The organism is Kosakonia oryzendophytica, from assembly GCF_900094925.1.
In the GTDB taxonomy this organism is placed as follows: Bacteria; Pseudomonadota; Gammaproteobacteria; order Enterobacterales; family Enterobacteriaceae; genus Kosakonia; species Kosakonia oryzendophytica.
On sequence record NZ_FMAY01000002.1, the window covers coordinates 178,607 to 195,811 of the forward strand.

Sequence of the window (17,205 nt, forward strand, 5' to 3'; positions counted from 1 at the left end):
ATCAGTCTTCCTGTTTGTGGATTAACCTTCGTCTTTCTTATCGTCTACCAGCGGGCTGGCGTCGTGTTCGGCGTTGATTTCCGCTTCCGACAAAGGGGCCTGTTCGGTTTCGACAGGGGCGAACGTTTCGGTGGACACCGCCAGCGGCTGACCGATTTTGGTGACCGACAGACTTTGCAACTGTTCTGCCAGTGCCACTTTGCCCGGCGCAAACAGGTTAATCACGGTGGAACCCAGTTTGAAGCGGCCCATTTCCTGGCCTTTCAGCAATGCGATGGCGCCTTCGCTTTCGCCAGCAGGCCAGGTCCAGCGCTTGATGATCCCTTCGCGCGGCGGCGTAATCGTACCGGCCCAAACGGTCTCAATGCTGCCGACAATGGTCGCGCCAACGAGAATTTGCGCCATCGGACCGAACTCGGTATCAAACAGGCAGATTACGCGTTCGTTACGGGCAAACAGGTTCGGCACGTTTTGCGCTGTCAGGTGGTTAACGGAGAAGAGATCGCCTGGGACGTAAATCATCTCGCGCAGAATACCGTTACACGGCATATGAACTCGGTGATAGTCGCGCGGAGAGAGATAGGTGGTGACAAAGCTGCCGTTACGGAACAGATCGGCCATCAGGTAGTTGCCTGCCAGCAGGGCTTCAAGGCTGTAGTTATGGCCTTTGGCCTGCAGGATCTTATCTTCTTCGATAGCGCCAAGCTGGCTCACCACGCCGTCTGCCGGCATCACCAGCACATTAGGATCGGTATTCAGCGGGCGAACGTCGTCGCGCAACGGGCGTACAAAAAAGTCATTAAAGGTGCGGTAGCTGGCGGTATCGGGCTTCTGCGCCTCTTTCATATCGACCTTGTAGTATTTCACAAACAGATCGATAACCAGTTTGGTCAGCCAGCCCGCGCGTTTGCTTGCGCCCCAGCCCGCCAGGCGAGTGAGCCACAGTTTCGGCAGAATGTATTGAAGCGAAAGTTTAAATGCGTTTAACAAGGTAGCCTCCAGGCCATTGTTTTTTGTCGTTCCTGATCCGCCGCCGGGCGCCGGATCCTTTTCTAAAAAGGGGACGATTTTAACGATGCATAGCTTAGTTGTCAGTCATCTGATTCAGAAAAGCTTTTACGCGTTTTTACCTGCGACATGCTTTCCAGGATGCGGTGATAATTTTCGAAACGGCTTTCAGCAATTTCGCCTTTTTCGACCGCTTCGCGAATGGCGCAACCCGGATCCGTATCATGTTTGCAATCCCGGTATTTGCACTGGCCCAGATAGTCATGGAATTCGACAAAACCGTTGAAAATTTGTTCCGATTCAAGGTGCCAGAGTCCAAATTCGCGAACGCCCGGAGAATCAATCACATCGCCGCCGTGCGGGAAGTGATAAAGACGTGCGGCTGTGGTGGTGTGTTGCCCGAGACCGGAGACGTCGGAAACGTCGTTGGTGAGGATCTGCTCCTCATGTAAACCGAGCAGCGTGTTAAGCAGGCTCGATTTCCCCACGCCGGACTGCCCGGCAAAGATGCTGATGCGGTTGGTCAGCGCCTCAATCAGCGGATTAAGCCCATTCTGTGCGTGGCTTGAGACCATGAGTACGCGATAGCCGATATTGCGGTAGATATCCATCTGCTCATTGACGAAATCCATGCCGTCCTCGTCCAGCAGATCGATTTTGTTCAGCACGATCAGGGGCTCAACCTGTAAGGCTTCGCAGGCGACAAGGTATCGATCGATAATATTCAGCGACAGTTCTGGCAGGATCGCCGACACCACCACAATCTGATCAATATTGGCGGCGATGGGTTTTACGCCATCATAAAAATCGGGGCGCGTAAGCACCGTAGTGCGTGCGTGTACGGCTTCCACAATGCCTTTTACTGTGACGCCTTCCGCCGCTTCTTTGCCAGGACGCCAGACCACCCGGTCGCCGGTGACCAGTGAACGGATCGTGCGACGAATATTACAGCGATGCACTGCGCCGTCGGCGGATTCCACATCGGCGTGCATGCCAAAGCGGCTGATCACAACGCCTTCGGACGGATCGCCGAACAGGTTGTCATCATAGTCAGCTTTCTCCGTAGAGGTTTTCAGCCGGCGCTGGTGGTTCTCTTTAACGCGGCGTTGCTGCCCTTTGGAGAGTTTATTTTTACTCAATCGTGCTGGCTCCTGGTCGCCCTGGATGGGCAAAACAACTATGATACACGCAATTCTAGATGAATATAGTTACGCGAGAAGGGTGGAAAATAGCATGAGCGCAAATGAAAACAACCTCATTTGGATCGATCTGGAGATGACGGGGTTAGATCCCGAGCGCGATCGCATTATTGAAATCGCGACGCTGGTGACCGATGCAAACCTGAATATTCTGGCGGAAGGCCCGGTGATTGCAGTGCATCAAACCGACGCACAACTGGCATTAATGGATGACTGGAACGTACGCACCCATACCGGTAGCGGGTTAGTGGATCGTGTGAAGGCCAGTCAACTGGATGATCGCGCCGCGGAACTGGCCACTATTGCGTTCTTAAAAGAGTGGGTGCCAGCGGGAAAATCGCCCATTTGCGGCAACAGCATCGGCCAGGATCGACGTTTCCTGTTTAAGTACATGCCGGAGCTGGAGGCGTACTTCCATTATCGCTACCTGGACGTTAGCACGCTGAAAGAGCTGGCTCGTCGCTGGAAACCGGAAGTGCTGGAAGGACTGAAAAAACAGAATACACATCAGGCGCTGGACGATATTCGCGAATCCGTGGCTGAGTTGGCCTGGTATCGCGAACATTTTATTAAGTTGTAATGTTCATGCATGCAGGGCCGTTTTTTTTGTTGGCCCTGCAAGCCAGTGCTGGCGTGGGTTTGCTGTAAAAGTGTGCGTTTTGTCGATTAAAGCAGCATTCAAACAAAAAAAGCGAAAATTTGCTTTCAGGGGCTTGCAGCAGGAAGGATTTCTCGTATAATGCGCCTCCCGTGAAGACACAGAAATGTGAAACACGGCATCACGAAATTTCAGTAAAGATGAGTTCTAACGTACTGAAAAATCGATGATAAGCGGGAATAGCTCAGTTGGTAGAGCACGACCTTGCCAAGGTCGGGGTCGCGAGTTCGAGTCTCGTTTCCCGCTCCAAAATTTGAAATGCACCATCCAAATTTACTGGTTCCGGCAATGAAGCTGAAACCGGATAAATATGCGGGAATAGCTCAGTTGGTAGAGCACGACCTTGCCAAGGTCGGGGTCGCGAGTTCGAGTCTCGTTTCCCGCTCCAAATTTTAACATCAAAAAAAAAAACACAGCGGAAAGCTTCGCTGGGGACGTTTTTTATTTCCCTCAGGAAAGCGTTGTGAACAGACTTATCCACAGGGCCGCCTTTCATTCGCAACATAATAGTTCCTTCGATGGGTGAATGAATTTTTTTTAACCCACTGTAAAATAAAAACAAAATAACATCGCAAATTGTTAATGTGATCACTTGACGAATTTGTGGTCATTGAATCGCAATGTGTTTTTTATTTTATTCACAAGCTGTGGATGGCTCAGGCGTCGCGCGGCAGACCTTTTTCCACCACTCTGACCAGCCGCTGCTGTTTCGGCATTTGTACCTCAACGCGGCAGGCGTTTCGCTTCTCTTTTTGCTGCGCAATCGCCCACTGTATGTGTTCATCAAGAAGTGGGTGCTCACCAAGACGCTGCTCCAGCGCCTGAATATTGGCTTCTTCCCACGGGGCATTTCCCAGGGCGACGGCAATATTACGCAGCCAGCGTAAATGACCAATGCGTCGAATAGCCGACCCTTCCGTCACTTTCAGAAAATGTGCCTCGTCCCAGGCGAACAGATCGATCAACGCGGGCGCATGCAGCGCCTTACGCGGGCTGAAATCGTCCTCGTTGGTCAGTTGCGAATAGCGATTCCAGGGGCAAATGAGCTGACAGTCATCGCATCCATAGATGCGATTGCCGATCAAGGGGCGCAATGCTTCCGGAATGGCTCCTTCAAGCTCAATCGTGAGATAAGAGATACAGCGGCGGGCATCGACAGTATACGGCTCGACAATGGCACCGGTAGGGCAAATCGTCATGCACGCCACGCAACGCCCACAGCCCTCTTCCACTGGTTTATCGACAGGCAGGGGTAAATCAATCAGCAATTCACCCAGAAAGAAAAATGAGCCCGCATCGCGGCTTAAGATAAGTGAGTGCTTACCTGTCCAGCCAAGCCCGGCTTTTTCTGCCAGAGGGCGCTCAAGAACAGGCGCGGAATCAACAAAAGGTCTAAAATTCAGCGAAGCACATTGCTGCGAAATAGTCTCGCCGAGCTTTTTGAGCCGGTTACGCAGCAGCTTATGATAATCGCGGCCCAGCGCATAACGGCTGACATAGCCGAGCGTTGGGTTTTTCAGCGTGCTGGCGAAAGCGGCCTGCGCAGGAAGGTAATTCATGCGCACGCTGATCACGCGCAGCGTGCCGGGGAGAAGCTCGTGGGGGCGGGCGCGCATCATTCCGTGACGTGCCATCCACTCCATCTCGCCATGATATTGTTTATCCAGCCACGCCTGTAGCTTTGGTTCGCTGGCGCTGAGATCGGTATCGGTAATACCGACATGCTGAAAACCCAGTTCAGAGCCCCACTGTTTGATTTGTTGCGCTAAATAATTGAGATCGAGGGGCTGTGACATGACGGACCATAAAAATGAAGAAAATCGCAGCAAGTATACCACACTCCATCTGGCCTGCTGAGGACCTTAAACGCGCCGAAAAAGAGGCGGCGGACAGCTTCGGTATTACGCTTTATGAGCTGATGTTACGTGCTGGCGAGGCCGCTTTTACTGTGGCCCGGCAGCAGTTTCCCGATACGCGTTGCTGGTTGGTGCTTTGTGGGCACGGCAATAACGGCGGCGATGGTTATGTGGTCGCCAGGCTTGCCGCCGCGGCGGGCATACAAGTGACATTGCTGGCGCTGGAGAGCAACAAACCACTACCGGAAGAGGCCGCGCAGGCGCGGGATGCCTGGCTTAATGCTGGCGGCGTGATCCATGCGCCGGACATTCTCTGGCCGGAACAGGTTGATTTAATTATCGATGGTCTGCTGGGAACCGGGCTTACCAGCGCGCCGCGCGACAATGTTGCCCAACTGATCGACCACGTAAACGCCCATCCGGCCCCCGTATTGGCGCTGGATATCCCCTCCGGGCTTAATGCTCAAACAGGTGCCGCGCCGGGCGCGGTGATTCATGCTCATCACACCCTCACCTTTATCGCGCTTAAACCTGGCTTATTGACGGGCAAAGCGCGGGATGTCGTAGGGCAGCTTCATCATCATGCGCTGGGGCTGGAGTCCTGGTTAAACGGGCAAGAGACAGCATTAACCCGGTTTGATGCCAGCCAGCTTTGCCGCTGGTTTACGCCACGTCGCCCGACGTCACATAAAGGTGATCATGGGCGTCTGCTGATTATTGGCGGCGATCACGGTACCGCCGGAGCAATTCGTATGGCTGGCGAGGCAGCACTGCGCGCAGGCGCAGGCCTTGTGCGCGTGCTGACGCGCAGCGAAAATATTGCTCCGCTGCTAACCGCCCGCCCGGAATTGATGGTTCATGAACTGACCAGCGCCTCGCTGGATGAGAGCCTGCAATGGGCGGATGTCGTGGTGATTGGTCCGGGACTTGGGCAGCAGGAGTGGGGCAAAAAAGCGCTACAAAAGGTAGAGAATTTCCGTAAACCGATGCTATGGGATGCGGATGCGTTGAACCTTCTGGCAATCAATCCCGATAAACGTCACAATCGCGTATTGACGCCGCATCCTGGTGAGGCGGCGCGTATGCTGAATTGCAGCGTGGCGGAGATCGAAAGCGATCGCTTGCTCGCCGCGCAGCGGCTGGTAAAACGTTATGCCGGTGTCGTTGTGCTGAAAGGCGCGGGTACCGTCATTGCAAATGCAGAGGGTGAAATGGGCATTGTCGATGCCGGTAACGCTGGTATGGCGAGCGGCGGCATGGGGGATGTTTTGTCCGGTATTATTGGCGCGCTACTCGGGCAGAAGTTGACGCCCTGGGATGCAGCCTGTGCGGGATGTGTTGCTCATGGCGCTGCGGCTGACAGGCTGGCGGCGCAATTCGGTATGCGCGGTATGCTGGCAACCGATCTTTTTACGGCGCTTTGGCGCGTTGTTAACCCGGATGTAGTTGATACAAAAGATGATTAATCGAGTTATTCCTTTACCTGATGAGCAAGCGACACTGGATCTCGGCACGCGTGTGGCGCAGGCCTGCACCGGTGCGACGGTGATTTATCTGTATGGCGATCTCGGCGCGGGTAAGACTACCTTCAGCCGGGGATTTTTACAGGCTCTTGGTCATCACGGGAATGTCAAAAGCCCGACCTATACCCTCGTTGAGCCGTACACGCTCGATTCGCTGACGGTGTACCACTTCGACCTGTATCGCCTTGCGGATCCGGAGGAACTGGAATTTATGGGCATCCGCGATTATTTTGCCAATGATGCCATTTGTCTGGTTGAGTGGCCGCAGCAAGGTGCGGGTGTACTGCCTGATCCGGATGTTGAAATCCATTTAGATTACCAGGCTCAGGGGCGTGAGGCGCGCATTCGCGCGGTATCCTCATCTGGCGATTCGTTACTGGCGCGTATGGCCGGTTGACAGGAAGGATAACGTGATGATCTCTCGCGTTAAAAGTTGGTTGGCGGCTGCGTTATTACTGCTTTGTACGCAGGCGGGGGCTGCAAGCCTGGCGGATATTCAGGTGTCCAACGGCGACAGCCAGGCGCGTATCACTTTCAGCTTTATGGGCGATCCTGAATATGCGTTTACGCAGCAGGATAAGCGCAGCGTCGCACTGGATATCAAACAGACGGGCATTATCCAGGGTTTGCCGCTGCAGTTTAGCGGCAATAATCTGGTCAAAAGTATCCGTGCCGGGACGGCGAAAGATAATCAGTCGATCCGTCTGGTGGTGGATTTAACGCAAAATGGCAAAACCCGGGCGGTGAAACAGCAAAGCGGCGCGGGCTACAACGTGGTCTTTACGATTGATGCCGATGTGCCGCCACCGCCGCCACCGCCTAAAGCGGTGGTGCAGCGTAACGATACGCCGGTTTTTACCTCTCGCCCTGCGCAGCCTTCAACGCCTGCGCGCAATCCGTTTAAAGCGGAAAACGATCGCATTACTAGCGTGACCAGCAGTAATACGGTGACCCGCCCGGCGGTACAGACGCGCACTGCATCCGGTGACAAAGTGGTTATCGCCATTGATGCCGGACACGGTGGTCAGGATCCTGGTGCGATTGGCGCTGGCGGAACGCAAGAGAAAAACGTGACCATCTCCATCGCCCGTAAACTGCGCGCGTTGTTGAATGATGACCCGATGTTCAAACCGGTGATGACGCGCGACGGGGACTACTTTATTTCGGTGATGGGGCGTTCCGATGTGGCGCGTAAGCAGAATGCGAATTTCCTGGTTTCTATCCATGCGGACGCCGCACCAAACCGCGATGCAACCGGCGCGTCGGTATGGGTATTGTCAAACCGCCGAGCGAACAGTGAAATGGCGGGCTGGCTGGAGCAGCATGAAAAACAATCGGAACTGTTGGGCGGTGCAGGGGATGTGCTGGCCAATAGCCAGTCGGATCCCTACCTGAGCCAGGCGGTGCTGGATTTACAATTCGGCCATTCCCAGCGCGTCGGTTATGATGTCGCCACCAGTATGCTGGGTCAGCTTGAGCGTGTGGGCGCGTTACATAAGCGTCGCCCGGAACACGCAAGCTTAGGTGTGCTGCGCTCCCCGGATATCCCTTCTGTGCTGGTTGAAACGGGTTTTATCAGTAATTCTGCAGAAGAGCGATTGTTGGGAAGCGACAATTACCAACAACAGATCGCTGAAGCAATATACGGCGGTCTGCGTAACTATTTCCTCGCACATCCGTTGCAGTCTGCGCCACAAAGCGGAGGCGGGCAGACAGCCAGCGCCGCGGCGCCTGCGAACGGTCTGCTTAACTAAGGATATTTTCATGCCGATACAGGTTCTGCCGCCGCAGCTTGCGAACCAAATCGCCGCTGGCGAAGTGGTGGAGCGCCCTGCGTCGGTAGTGAAAGAGCTGGTTGAAAACAGCCTTGATGCAGGCGCTACGCGAATCGATATCGATATTGAACGCGGCGGTGCCAAGCTTATCCGTATCCGCGACAACGGCAGCGGCATCAAGAAAGATGAACTGGCGCTAGCGCTGGCGCGCCACGCTACCAGTAAAATCGCCTCGCTGGACGATCTCGAAGCCATTATTAGCCTTGGCTTCCGTGGCGAAGCGCTGGCCAGTATCAGCTCTGTTTCCCGTTTAACGCTCACCTCCCGTACTGCTGAGCAGCAAGAAGCGTGGCAGGCTTACGCCGAAGGGCGTGATATGGCGGTGACGGTCAAACCCGCCGCGCACCCGGTGGGCACCACGCTGGAAGTGCTGGATCTGTTCTACAACACACCGGCGCGCCGTAAATTTATGCGCACGGAAAAAACCGAATTTAACCACATCGATGAGGTGATACGCCGCATTGCGCTGGCGCGTTTCGATGTCACCCTCAATTTGAGTCATAACGGCAAGCTGGTGCGCCAGTACCGCGCGGTCGCCGAAGGGGGGCAAAAAGAGCGCCGTCTTGGGGCGATTTGCGGTGCCGCCTTTCTTGAACACGCGCTGGCCATTGAGTGGCAGCACGGCGATTTATCCCTGCGCGGCTGGGTGGCGGACCCTAAACAGACCACGGCGGCTTTCGCTGAGATCCAGTACTGCTATGTGAACAGCCGAATGATGCGCGACCGGTTGATCAATCACGCCATCCGACAGGCCTGTGAAGATAAACTGGGTGCCGATCAGCAACCCGCTTTTGTGCTCTACCTGGACATCGATCCACATCAGGTGGATGTCAATGTGCACCCGGCGAAGCATGAAGTGCGTTTCCATCAATCGCGGCTGGTACATGACTTTATCTACCAGGGGGTGCTCAGCGTGCTGCAACAACAGCTCGGCGCCCCCTTGCCGCTAACGGACGAATCCGCCCCCCGCGCGTTACCAGAGAACCGAGTGGCAGCAGGGCGTAACCAATTCTCTCAACCGTTGGTCGCCCGTGAACCGGATGCTCCACGCATGCCAACCAGCGCTGCTCCTGCTTCCCGTAACAGCGGCAATACAGGCGCGACGCCCGGCTGGCCGCATGCACAACCGGGTTACCAAAAGCAGCAGGGCGCGCTGTATCGTCAGTTGCTGGATACGCCTGTTGTGGAGCGCAAAAGTGAAGCGCCACAGCCTGCAGCGCCCGCGCTGGAAGGGCACAGCCAGAGTTTTGGCCGCGTCTTAACGCTGATTGCGCCGCACTACGCACTGCTTGAGCGCAACGGGCAACTGGCATTGTTGGCGCTTCCCGTTGCGGAACGGTGGTTACGCCATGCACAACTTTCTCCGGCCAATGCGCCTGCCTGCGGTCAACCGTTGTTGATTCCGGTGCGTTTAAAAATTTCTGCGCAAGAGCGCGCGGCGTTGAAACAGGCGCAGCCGGTGTTGGCAAAAATGGGCATTGAATTTGTACCGGATGGCCAGTACGTAACCATTCGTGCTGTGCCTTTACCCTTGCGCCAACAAAATTTACAAATCTTGATTCCCGAACTGATAGGCTACCTGGCGCAGCAGACAAGCATTGATGCGGCGAATATTGCCCAATGGCTGGCTCGTCATCTGGCGAGCGATCATCCGCAATGGAGTGTGGCGCAGGCGATTACCCTGCTGGCTGACGTCGAACGGCTTTGTCCGCATCTGGTGAAGTCCCCACCAGATGGTTTATTACAACCTGTTGATCTACAAACGGCGATGAACGCCCTGAATGATGAGTGAAGTGAGTAAGGCTGGCCTGCCTAAGGCTATTTTTCTGATGGGGCCGACGGCCTCGGGTAAAACGGCGTTAGCCATTGCGTTGCGTAAAGTTTTGCCTGTTGAGTTGATAAGCGTGGATTCTGCCCTTATCTATCAGGGCATGGATATCGGTACCGCAAAGCCGAATGCGGAAGAGTTACACGCCGCACCGCACCGGTTGTTGGATATTCTCGACCCGGCGCAGGCGTATTCCGCAGCGGATTTTCGCCGCGATGCGTTGGCGGAAATGCATGCGATCACCGAGGCAGGACGCATTCCGCTGCTGGTGGGCGGTACGATGCTCTACTTCAAGGCGCTGCTGGAGGGGTTATCACCCTTGCCATCAGCGGATGCAAAAGTCAGAGCGGACATTGAAAAACAAGCGGCAGAGCGTGGATGGGAAGCGTTGCACCAGCAGTTGCGGGAGATCGATCCGGTTGCTGCAGCACGGATTCATCCAAATGATCCGCAAAGGCTTTCCCGGGCACTGGAAGTTTTTTTCATTTCGGGTAAAACTTTAACAGATCTGACGCAAACGTCGGGAGACGCTCTGCCTTACCAGGTGCATCAGTTCGCCATCGCCCCGGCGAGCCGTGAACTGCTCCATCAACGCATTGAGCAGCGGTTTCATCAGATGTTGGCTTCAGGTTTTGAAGCAGAAGTGCGGGCGCTTTTTGCTCGCGGAGATTTGCATACGGAGATGCCTTCCATTCGTTGTGTGGGATACCGCCAGATGTGGTCGTATCTTGAAGGTGAGATTTCATACGATGAAATGGTTTATCGAGGTATTTGCGCCACGAGGCAGTTAGCCAAGCGACAGATGACATGGCTGCGCGGCTGGGATGGCGTTCACTGGTTAGAGAGTGAAAAGCCAGAAAAGTCTTACCAGGACGTGTTACAGGTTGTTCGTGCTATCGCAGGGTGAATGTGTACAATTAAGTCGTATCGTGCGCGAATTTTTTACGCAGTTTTCAGAGCCTTCGGGTTCTAAGTACAAAACAAGCATATAAGGAAAAGATAGAATGGCTAAGGGGCAATCTTTACAAGATCCGTTCCTGAACGCACTGCGTCGGGAACGTGTTCCAGTTTCAATTTATTTGGTGAATGGTATTAAGCTGCAAGGGCAAATTGAGTCTTTCGATCAGTTCGTGATCCTGTTGAAAAACACGGTCAGCCAGATGGTCTATAAGCACGCGATTTCTACTGTTGTTCCATCTCGTCCGGTTTCTCATCACAGCAACAATGCGGGCGGCGGTACCAACAGTAACTACCATCATGGTAGCAACGCGCAGGGCTCTGCACAGCAGGACGGCGAAGAAACCGAATAAGGTTTTTGCTGTTTATCTACATCGGGGAGCCAGAAGATCTGCGTTCCCCGCTGATCTTTTTTGAGGGTTTACGCTTGTTTGACCGTTATGAAGCCGGTGAGCAGGCGGTACTGGTACACATCTATTTTTCGCAAGACAAAGATATGGAAGACCTCCAGGAGTTTGAATCTCTGGTCTCTTCCGCCGGTGTCGAAGCAATGCAGGTGATTACCGGTAGCCGTAAAGCACCGCACCCTAAGTATTTCGTTGGCGAAGGTAAAGCAGTAGAAATTGCGGATGCCGTAAAAGCCGTGGGTGCCTCCGTTGTGCTCTTTGATCATGCGCTGACCCCTGCCCAGGAACGTAACCTGGAAAGACTGTGCGAGTGTCGTGTAATCGATCGCACCGGTCTGATTTTGGATATTTTTGCCCAGCGTGCTCGTACGCACGAGGGGAAATTGCAGGTTGAACTGGCGCAACTGCGCCACCTGGCGACGCGTCTGGTGCGTGGCTGGACCCACCTTGAGCGACAAAAAGGCGGGATTGGTTTGCGCGGTCCGGGTGAAACCCAGCTCGAAACCGACCGTCGTTTGTTGCGTAATCGTATTACCCAGATCCTGGCGCGCCTTGAGAAGGTTGAAAAGCAGCGTGAACAAGGGCGTCGCTCCCGCACGAAAGCCGATATTCCAACGGTTTCGCTGGTGGGTTATACCAACGCCGGCAAGTCGACGCTGTTTAACCAGATCACCGAAGCGCAGGTGTATGCGGCAGACCAACTGTTCGCAACGCTGGATCCCACGCTGCGTCGTATCGATGTAGCGGATGTCGGGGAAACGGTGCTGGCGGATACCGTAGGGTTTATCCGTCATCTGCCACACGATCTGGTGGCGGCATTTAAAGCGACCTTGCAGGAGACGCGTCAGGCGACGCTGCTGATGCATGTGATCGATGCCGCCGATCTCCGTGTGCAGGAAAACATTGACGCAGTGAATACGGTGCTTGAAGAAATTGAAGCGCACGAGATCCCGACGCTGTTGGTCATGAACAAGATCGATATGCTGGAAGAGTTCGAGCCGCGTATCGACAGGGATGAAGAGAATAAACCAATCCGCGTCTGGCTCTCTGCGCAGACCGGTGTTGGCGTACCACTGTTATTCCAGGCTTTGACGGAGCGTCTTGCCGGGGAAGTGGCGCAGCACACGCTGCGTTTGCCTCCGCAGGAAGGGCGCCTGAGAAGTCGGTTTTATCAGCTTCAGGCAATAGAAAAAGAGTGGATGGAAGACGATGGCAGCGTAGGTATGCAGGTGCGTATGCCGATTGTTGACTGGCGTCGACTCTGTAAACAAGAACCGGCACTCGAAGAGTACGTCGTCTGACCGGCACAGGCCTGAAGATTTTTCCCCTTTGGGGGTGCCCGCCAGTTCGGGCATACACCGCACGATAGACATATATGGAGCACATACATGGCGTGGAATCAGCCCGGTAACAACGGACAAGACCGCGACCCGTGGGGAAGCAGCAAACCAGGCGGCAACTCTGAGGGAAATGGAAACAAAGGCGGTCGCGATCAGGGGCCACCTGATCTGGATGATATCTTCCGCAAACTGAGCAAAAAGCTCGGTGGCTTGGGCGGGGGTAAGAGCTCAGGCGGCGGCAATCCAGGTTCTTCTGGCCCGCGCAGTCATATGGGTGGGCGCGTTGTCGGCATCGTTGCCGCAGCCGCCGTGATTATCTGGGCTGCTACCGGGTTCTACACCATCAAAGAAGCGGAACGCGGCGTGGTTACCCGCTTTGGTAAGTTCAGCCACCTGGTGGAGCCGGGTCTGAACTGGAAGCCGACCTTTATTGATAATGTCACTGCCGTCAACGTCGAGTCCGTGCGTGAACTGGCCGCGTCCGGCGTTATGCTCACCTCTGATGAGAACGTGGTTCGCGTTGAGATGAACGTGCAATACCGCGTGACCGATCCGGAGCGTTACCTGTTCAGCGTGACCAGCGCCGACGACAGCCTGCGTCAGGCGACGGACAGCGCCCTGCGTGGTGTGATCGGTAAATACGTGATGGATCGCATTCTGACCGAAGGCCGTACCGTTATTCGTAGCGATACCCAGCGTGAGCTGGAAGAGACCATTCGTCCGTATAACATGGGTATCACCCTGCTGGACGTTAACTTCCAGGCCGCTCGTCCGCCGGAAGAGGTGAAAGCCGCGTTTGATGATGCTATCGCCGCCCGTGAAAACGAGCAGCAATATATTCGTGAAGCGGAAGCGTACACCAACGAAGTGCAGCCGCGTGCTAATGGTCAGGCGCAGCGTATCCTCGAAGAGGCGCGCGCTTATAAAACGCAGACCATTCTGGAAGCACAGGGTGAAGTGGCTCGCTTTGCGAAGTTGCTGCCGGAATACAAAGCCGCGCCGGAAATCACCCGCGAGCGTCTGTATATCGAGACCATGGAAAAAGTGCTGAGTCATACTCGCAAAGTGCTGGTGAACGATAAAGGCGGCAACCTGATGGTGCTGCCGCTGGACCAGATGCTGAAAGGTGGCAATGCGCCTGCGGCAAAGAGTGACAGCAGTGGCGCGAACAACTTGCTGCGCCTGCCGCCTGCGTCCAACTCTGGTAGCAGTGCGAACAGCGCCCCCGCAACGTCTGCGGGAGACATCATGGACCAACGCCGCGTTAACGCGCAGCGTAACGACTACCAGCGTCAGGGGGAATAACGATGCGTAAGTCAGTTATCGCGATCATCATCATCGTGCTGGTAGTGCTCTACACCTCCATTTTTGTGGTGAAAGAGGGTGAGCGCGGCATTTCACTGCGCTTTGGTAAAGTTCTGCGCGACGATGACAACAAACCATTGGTGTTTGCGCCAGGCCTGCACTTCAAACTGCCATTTATTGAATCGGTTAAAATGCTGGATGCCCGTATCCAGACCATGGATAACCAGGCGGATCGCTTTGTCACTAAAGAGAAGAAAGATCTGATCGTCGACTCCTACATTAAGTGGCGCATCAGTGATTTCAGCCGCTACTATCTGGCGACCGGCGGCGGTGACGTCTCCCAGGCAGAAGTTCTGCTGAAACGTAAGTTCTCTGACCGTCTGCGTTCTGAAATCGGCCGTCTGGATGTGCGTGACATCGTGACCGACTCCCGTGGTCGTTTGACGCTGGAAGTGCGCGATGCGCTGAACTCCGGTTCCGCGGGTACTGAAGATGAAGTGTCGACCCCGGCGGCAGATGATGCGATTGCCAAGGCCGCTGAACGCGTCACCGAAGAAACGAACGGTAAAGTACCGGTCATTAACCCGAACAGTATGGCAGCGTTAGGTATTGAAGTGGTGGATGTGCGTATCAAGCAGATCAACCTGCCGACCGAAGTGTCCGAGGCGATTTACAACCGTATGCGCGCCGAGCGTGAAGCGGTAGCCCGTCGTCACCGTTCGCAAGGTCAGGAAGAGGCGGAAAAACTGCGCGCCACTGCGGATTACGAAGTGACCAAAACGTTGGCGGAATCTGAGCGTCAGGGGCGTATCCTGCGCGGTGAAGGCGATGCGGAAGCGGCGAAGCTGTTCGCCGATGCCTTTAGCCAGGATCCGGACTTTTATGCCTTTATCCGTAGCCTGCGCGCGTATGAAAGCAGCTTCGAGAGCAACCAGGATGTGATGGTGCTCAGCCCGGACAGCGATTTCTTCCGTTATATGAAGACACCGAGTTCCGCGACACGCTAAGATAGCGTCAGCGGTTTTCATGATAAAAAAACCACCGCCCGATTTTAGGCGGTGGTTTTCTTTTTGGAAGGATCAGAAATGAATTCAACAATATGGCTTGCCCTGGCGCTGGTACTGGTGTTTGAAGGCCTTGGTCCGATGTTCTATCCGCGCGCATGGCGTCGTATGATCGCCTCCCTGAGTTTGCTGCCGGATCATATTTTGCGTCGTTTTGGCGGTGGGCTTGTGGTTGCGGGAGTGGTTATCTACTACATGTTGAGGAAAACGATTGGCTGAAGCAAAAGCGGTTATTTTGCTGTCATTTTGCCCGGAAAAAGTGCTGAATCTGAAAAAAAGCGGTGGTAGAATCCATTTTTAAGCAAACGGTGATTTTGAAAAATGGGTAACAACGTCGTCGTACTGGGCACCCAATGGGGTGACGAAGGTAAAGGGAAGATTGTCGATCTTCTGACTGAACGGGCTAAATATGTTGTGCGCTACCAGGGCGGTCACAACGCAGGCCATACTCTCGTAATCAACGGTGAAAAAACCGTCCTCCATCTTATTCCATCAGGCATTCTTCGTGAAAACGTCACCAGCATCATCGGTAACGGTGTCGTGCTGTCTCCAGCTGCGCTGATGAAAGAGATGAAAGAACTGGAAGACCGTGGTATCCCGGTTCGTGAACGTCTGCTGCTGTCTGAAGCATGCCCGTTAATCCTCGATTATCACGTTGCGCTGGACGTTGCGCGTGAAAAAGCGCGTGGCGCGAAAGCCATCGGCACCACGGGCCGTGGTATCGGGCCAGCATACGAAGACAAAGTTGCCCGTCGCGGTCTGCGCGTTGGCGACCTGTTCGATAAAGCGACTTTCGCCGATAAACTGAAAGAAGTGATGGAATACCACAACTTCCAGTTAGTGAACTTCTACAAAGTGGAAGCGGTTGACTACCAGAAAGTACTGGACGACGTGATGGCGATTGCTGACATCCTGACCGCTATGGTCGTCGATGTTTCCGATCTGCTGGATCAGGCGCGCAAACGCGGCGACTTCGTGATGTTTGAAGGCGCACAGGGTACGCTGCTGGATATCGACCACGGTACTTATCCGTACGTCACCTCTTCTAACACTACCGCAGGCGGCGTCGCCACTGGTTCCGGCCTTGGCCCACGTTATGTTGATTACGTACTGGGTATTATCAAAGCTTACTCTACGCGTGTGGGTGCGGGTCCGTTCCCGACTGAACTGTTCGATGATATCGGCGAGTTCCTGTGCAAACAGGGTAACGAATATGGCGCGACCACAGGTCGTCGTCGTCGCACCGGTTGGCTGGACACCGTTGCGGTGCGCCGTGCGGTGCAGATCAACTCCCTGTCTGGCTTCTGCCTGACCAAGCTGGATGTGCTGGATGGTTTGAAAGAAGTGAAACTCTGCGTGGGCTACCGCATGCCGGACGGCCGCGAAGTGACCACTACGCCGCTGGCAGCAGACAACTGGGAAGGTATTGAGCCGATTTATGAATCAATGCCAGGCTGGTCTGAATCGACGTTTGGTGTGAAAGAGCGCAGCGGTTTGCCACAGGCAGCGCTGAACTACATCAAACGTATTGAAGAACTTACCGGTGTGCCGATCGATATTATCTCTACCGGGCCGGATCGTACGGAAACGATGATCCTGCGTGACCCGTTCGACGCATAATGCTGTTCCGGGGCGTGTTGATCGCGCCCCGTCTCCTCGCTTTTTTTACCCTTCTGTTCAAATAAATTAGCGGCCTGACAGCTGGCTGGTTTATCATCAATAGAGTTAATACCTGTGGGTATCTCACCCTTTCCCATTTATTGAGGTTGATGTGCAGTTAACAAGCTTTACCGATTACGGTTTACGCGCCCTGATTTACATGGCGTCGCTGCCGGAAGGACAAATGACCAACATTACTGAAGTAACGGAAACGTATGGTGTGTCCCGTAATCATATGGTTAAGATAATCAATCAACTCAGTCGTGAAGGCTATGTCGCGGCCGTCCGTGGGAAAAACGGTGGGATTCGCCTGGGCAAACCGGCGCAGGATATTCGTATTGGTGATGTTGTGCGCTCCCTCGAACCCCTTTCGCTGGTCAATTGCAGCAGTGAATTCTGCCATATCACCAGCGCCTGTCGCCTCAAAATGGCGCTTTCCAAAGCCGTGAAAAGTTTTCTCAAGGAGCTGGATAACTACACGCTTGCCGATTTGGTTGAAGAGAATCAACCGCTTTACAAATTATTGCTGGTGGAATGACGAAAATTACCGCCAGAGCTGACAACGG

16 protein-coding genes and 2 tRNA genes are annotated in these 17,205 nt (G+C 54.4%); 15 read left to right on the forward strand and 3 right to left on the reverse strand.

The features are described 5' to 3' along the window. Positions 1 to 21: 21 nt before the first annotated feature. Both asd and rsgA read right to left on the reverse strand, forming a co-directional pair. Complete coding sequence (gene asd / locus GA0061071_RS04000) at positions 22 to 990, reverse strand: archaetidylserine decarboxylase (protein WP_061498499.1); 969 nt, start codon at positions 988 to 990, stop codon at positions 22 to 24. 101 nt (positions 991 to 1,091) lie between these two features. Beyond that, positions 1,092 to 2,147 (reverse strand): small ribosomal subunit biogenesis GTPase RsgA, encoded by a 1,056-nt coding sequence (gene rsgA / locus GA0061071_RS04005; protein ID WP_061498497.1) that lies wholly within the window; start codon positions 2,145 to 2,147, stop codon positions 1,092 to 1,094. 94 nt (positions 2,148 to 2,241) lie between these two features. Between rsgA and orn the strand changes: the two genes are divergently transcribed. The 3 genes from orn (at position 2,242) to GA0061071_RS04020 (ending at position 3,253) form a co-directional block, all read left to right on the forward strand. Continuing rightward, on the forward strand, positions 2,242 to 2,787 hold the full coding sequence (gene orn, locus GA0061071_RS04010; RefSeq protein WP_061498495.1) for an oligoribonuclease: 546 nt from the start codon (positions 2,242 to 2,244) through the stop codon (positions 2,785 to 2,787). A 251-nt stretch (positions 2,788 to 3,038) separates the two neighbouring features. Further along, positions 3,039 to 3,114: transfer RNA gene (locus GA0061071_RS04015), tRNA-Gly, on the forward strand. Between the two features lie 63 nt (positions 3,115 to 3,177). Beyond that, positions 3,178 to 3,253: transfer RNA gene (locus GA0061071_RS04020), tRNA-Gly, on the forward strand. Positions 3,254 to 3,521: 268 nt separating this feature from the next. Here GA0061071_RS04020 and queG read toward each other — a convergent pair. Continuing rightward, positions 3,522 to 4,661, reverse strand: coding sequence for a tRNA epoxyqueuosine(34) reductase QueG (gene queG / locus GA0061071_RS04025; RefSeq protein ID WP_088237263.1), 1,140 nt, complete (start codon positions 4,659 to 4,661; stop codon positions 3,522 to 3,524). A gap of 14 nt (positions 4,662 to 4,675) precedes the next feature. Between queG and nnr the strand changes: the two genes are divergently transcribed. From nnr to nsrR, 12 genes are all read left to right on the forward strand, one after another. Then, entirely contained in the window at positions 4,676 to 6,187 is a 1,512-nt protein-coding gene (gene nnr / locus GA0061071_RS04030) for a bifunctional ADP-dependent NAD(P)H-hydrate dehydratase/NAD(P)H-hydrate epimerase (RefSeq protein WP_088237264.1), read from the forward strand. Next, positions 6,180 to 6,641, forward strand: a complete 462-nt coding sequence (gene tsaE / locus GA0061071_RS04035; RefSeq protein ID WP_061498475.1) for a tRNA (adenosine(37)-N6)-threonylcarbamoyltransferase complex ATPase subunit type 1 TsaE — start codon at positions 6,180 to 6,182, stop codon at positions 6,639 to 6,641. The genes nnr and tsaE overlap by 8 nt, the downstream gene beginning before the upstream one ends. 16 nt (positions 6,642 to 6,657) lie before the next feature. Next, the gene (gene amiB, locus GA0061071_RS04040; RefSeq protein ID WP_061498472.1) at positions 6,658 to 7,998 is read left to right on the forward strand and encodes an N-acetylmuramoyl-L-alanine amidase AmiB; all 1,341 of its coding nucleotides are present in this window, start codon (positions 6,658 to 6,660) and stop codon (positions 7,996 to 7,998) included. Positions 7,999 to 8,008: 10 nt separating this feature from the next. Continuing rightward, a complete protein-coding gene (gene mutL / locus GA0061071_RS04045; RefSeq protein ID WP_088237265.1) occupies positions 8,009 to 9,871 on the forward strand; it encodes a DNA mismatch repair endonuclease MutL in 1,863 nt (620 codons plus the stop codon). Further along, positions 9,864 to 10,814, forward strand: a complete 951-nt coding sequence (gene miaA, locus GA0061071_RS04050; RefSeq protein ID WP_061500221.1) for a tRNA (adenosine(37)-N6)-dimethylallyltransferase MiaA — start codon at positions 9,864 to 9,866, stop codon at positions 10,812 to 10,814. Before mutL ends, miaA begins: the two co-directional genes overlap by 8 nt. Before the next feature lie 97 nt (positions 10,815 to 10,911). Beyond that, positions 10,912 to 11,217 carry an RNA chaperone Hfq gene (gene hfq / locus GA0061071_RS04055; RefSeq protein WP_061498466.1) on the forward strand — a complete coding sequence of 102 codons (306 nt, stop codon included), beginning with the start codon at positions 10,912 to 10,914 and terminating at the stop codon, positions 11,215 to 11,217. A gap of 74 nt (positions 11,218 to 11,291) precedes the next feature. Continuing rightward, positions 11,292 to 12,572: a ribosome rescue GTPase HflX gene (gene hflX / locus GA0061071_RS04060; RefSeq protein WP_061500219.1), complete on the forward strand. Its 1,281-nt coding sequence runs from the start codon at positions 11,292 to 11,294 to the stop codon at positions 12,570 to 12,572. A gap of 87 nt (positions 12,573 to 12,659) precedes the next feature. Further along, on the forward strand, positions 12,660 to 13,916 hold the full coding sequence (gene hflK, locus GA0061071_RS04065) for an FtsH protease activity modulator HflK (protein ID WP_061498463.1): 1,257 nt from the start codon (positions 12,660 to 12,662) through the stop codon (positions 13,914 to 13,916). A 2-nt stretch (positions 13,917 to 13,918) separates the two neighbouring features. After that, positions 13,919 to 14,923 (forward strand): protease modulator HflC, encoded by a 1,005-nt coding sequence (hflC, locus tag GA0061071_RS04070; RefSeq protein ID WP_061498460.1) that lies wholly within the window; start codon positions 13,919 to 13,921, stop codon positions 14,921 to 14,923. Positions 14,924 to 15,001: 78 nt separating this feature from the next. Further along, positions 15,002 to 15,199, forward strand: a complete 198-nt coding sequence (locus GA0061071_RS04075) for a DUF2065 domain-containing protein (RefSeq protein WP_061498457.1) — start codon at positions 15,002 to 15,004, stop codon at positions 15,197 to 15,199. Between the two features lie 102 nt (positions 15,200 to 15,301). Then, on the forward strand, positions 15,302 to 16,600 hold the full coding sequence (gene purA / locus GA0061071_RS04080) for an adenylosuccinate synthase (RefSeq protein ID WP_061498454.1): 1,299 nt from the start codon (positions 15,302 to 15,304) through the stop codon (positions 16,598 to 16,600). A gap of 151 nt (positions 16,601 to 16,751) precedes the next feature. Continuing rightward, positions 16,752 to 17,177, forward strand: coding sequence for a nitric oxide-sensing transcriptional repressor NsrR (nsrR, locus tag GA0061071_RS04085; protein ID WP_061498452.1), 426 nt, complete (start codon positions 16,752 to 16,754; stop codon positions 17,175 to 17,177). Positions 17,178 to 17,205: the final 28 nt, after the last annotated feature.

What these genes read in the sequence shown, in the direction of transcription:
- orn (WP_061498495.1), top strand. Translation starts at nt 2,242, where the DNA reads ATGAGCGCAAATGAAAACAACCTCATTTGGATCGATCTGGAGATGACG.
- queG (WP_088237263.1), bottom strand. Translation starts at nt 4,661, where the DNA reads ATGTCACAGCCCCTCGATCTCAATTATTTAGCGCAACAAATCAAACAG.
- nnr (WP_088237264.1), top strand. Translation starts at nt 4,676, where the DNA reads ATGAAGAAAATCGCAGCAAGTATACCACACTCCATCTGGCCTGCTGAG.
- tsaE (WP_061498475.1), top strand. Translation starts at nt 6,180, where the DNA reads ATGATTAATCGAGTTATTCCTTTACCTGATGAGCAAGCGACACTGGAT.
- amiB (WP_061498472.1), top strand. Translation starts at nt 6,658, where the DNA reads ATGATCTCTCGCGTTAAAAGTTGGTTGGCGGCTGCGTTATTACTGCTT.
- mutL (WP_088237265.1), top strand. Translation starts at nt 8,009, where the DNA reads ATGCCGATACAGGTTCTGCCGCCGCAGCTTGCGAACCAAATCGCCGCT.
- miaA (WP_061500221.1), top strand. Translation starts at nt 9,864, where the DNA reads ATGAGTGAAGTGAGTAAGGCTGGCCTGCCTAAGGCTATTTTTCTGATG.
- hfq (WP_061498466.1), top strand. Translation starts at nt 10,912, where the DNA reads ATGGCTAAGGGGCAATCTTTACAAGATCCGTTCCTGAACGCACTGCGT.
- hflK (WP_061498463.1), top strand. Translation starts at nt 12,660, where the DNA reads ATGGCGTGGAATCAGCCCGGTAACAACGGACAAGACCGCGACCCGTGG.
- hflC (WP_061498460.1), top strand. Translation starts at nt 13,919, where the DNA reads ATGCGTAAGTCAGTTATCGCGATCATCATCATCGTGCTGGTAGTGCTC.
- GA0061071_RS04075 (WP_061498457.1), top strand. Translation starts at nt 15,002, where the DNA reads ATGAATTCAACAATATGGCTTGCCCTGGCGCTGGTACTGGTGTTTGAA.
- purA (WP_061498454.1), top strand. Translation starts at nt 15,302, where the DNA reads ATGGGTAACAACGTCGTCGTACTGGGCACCCAATGGGGTGACGAAGGT.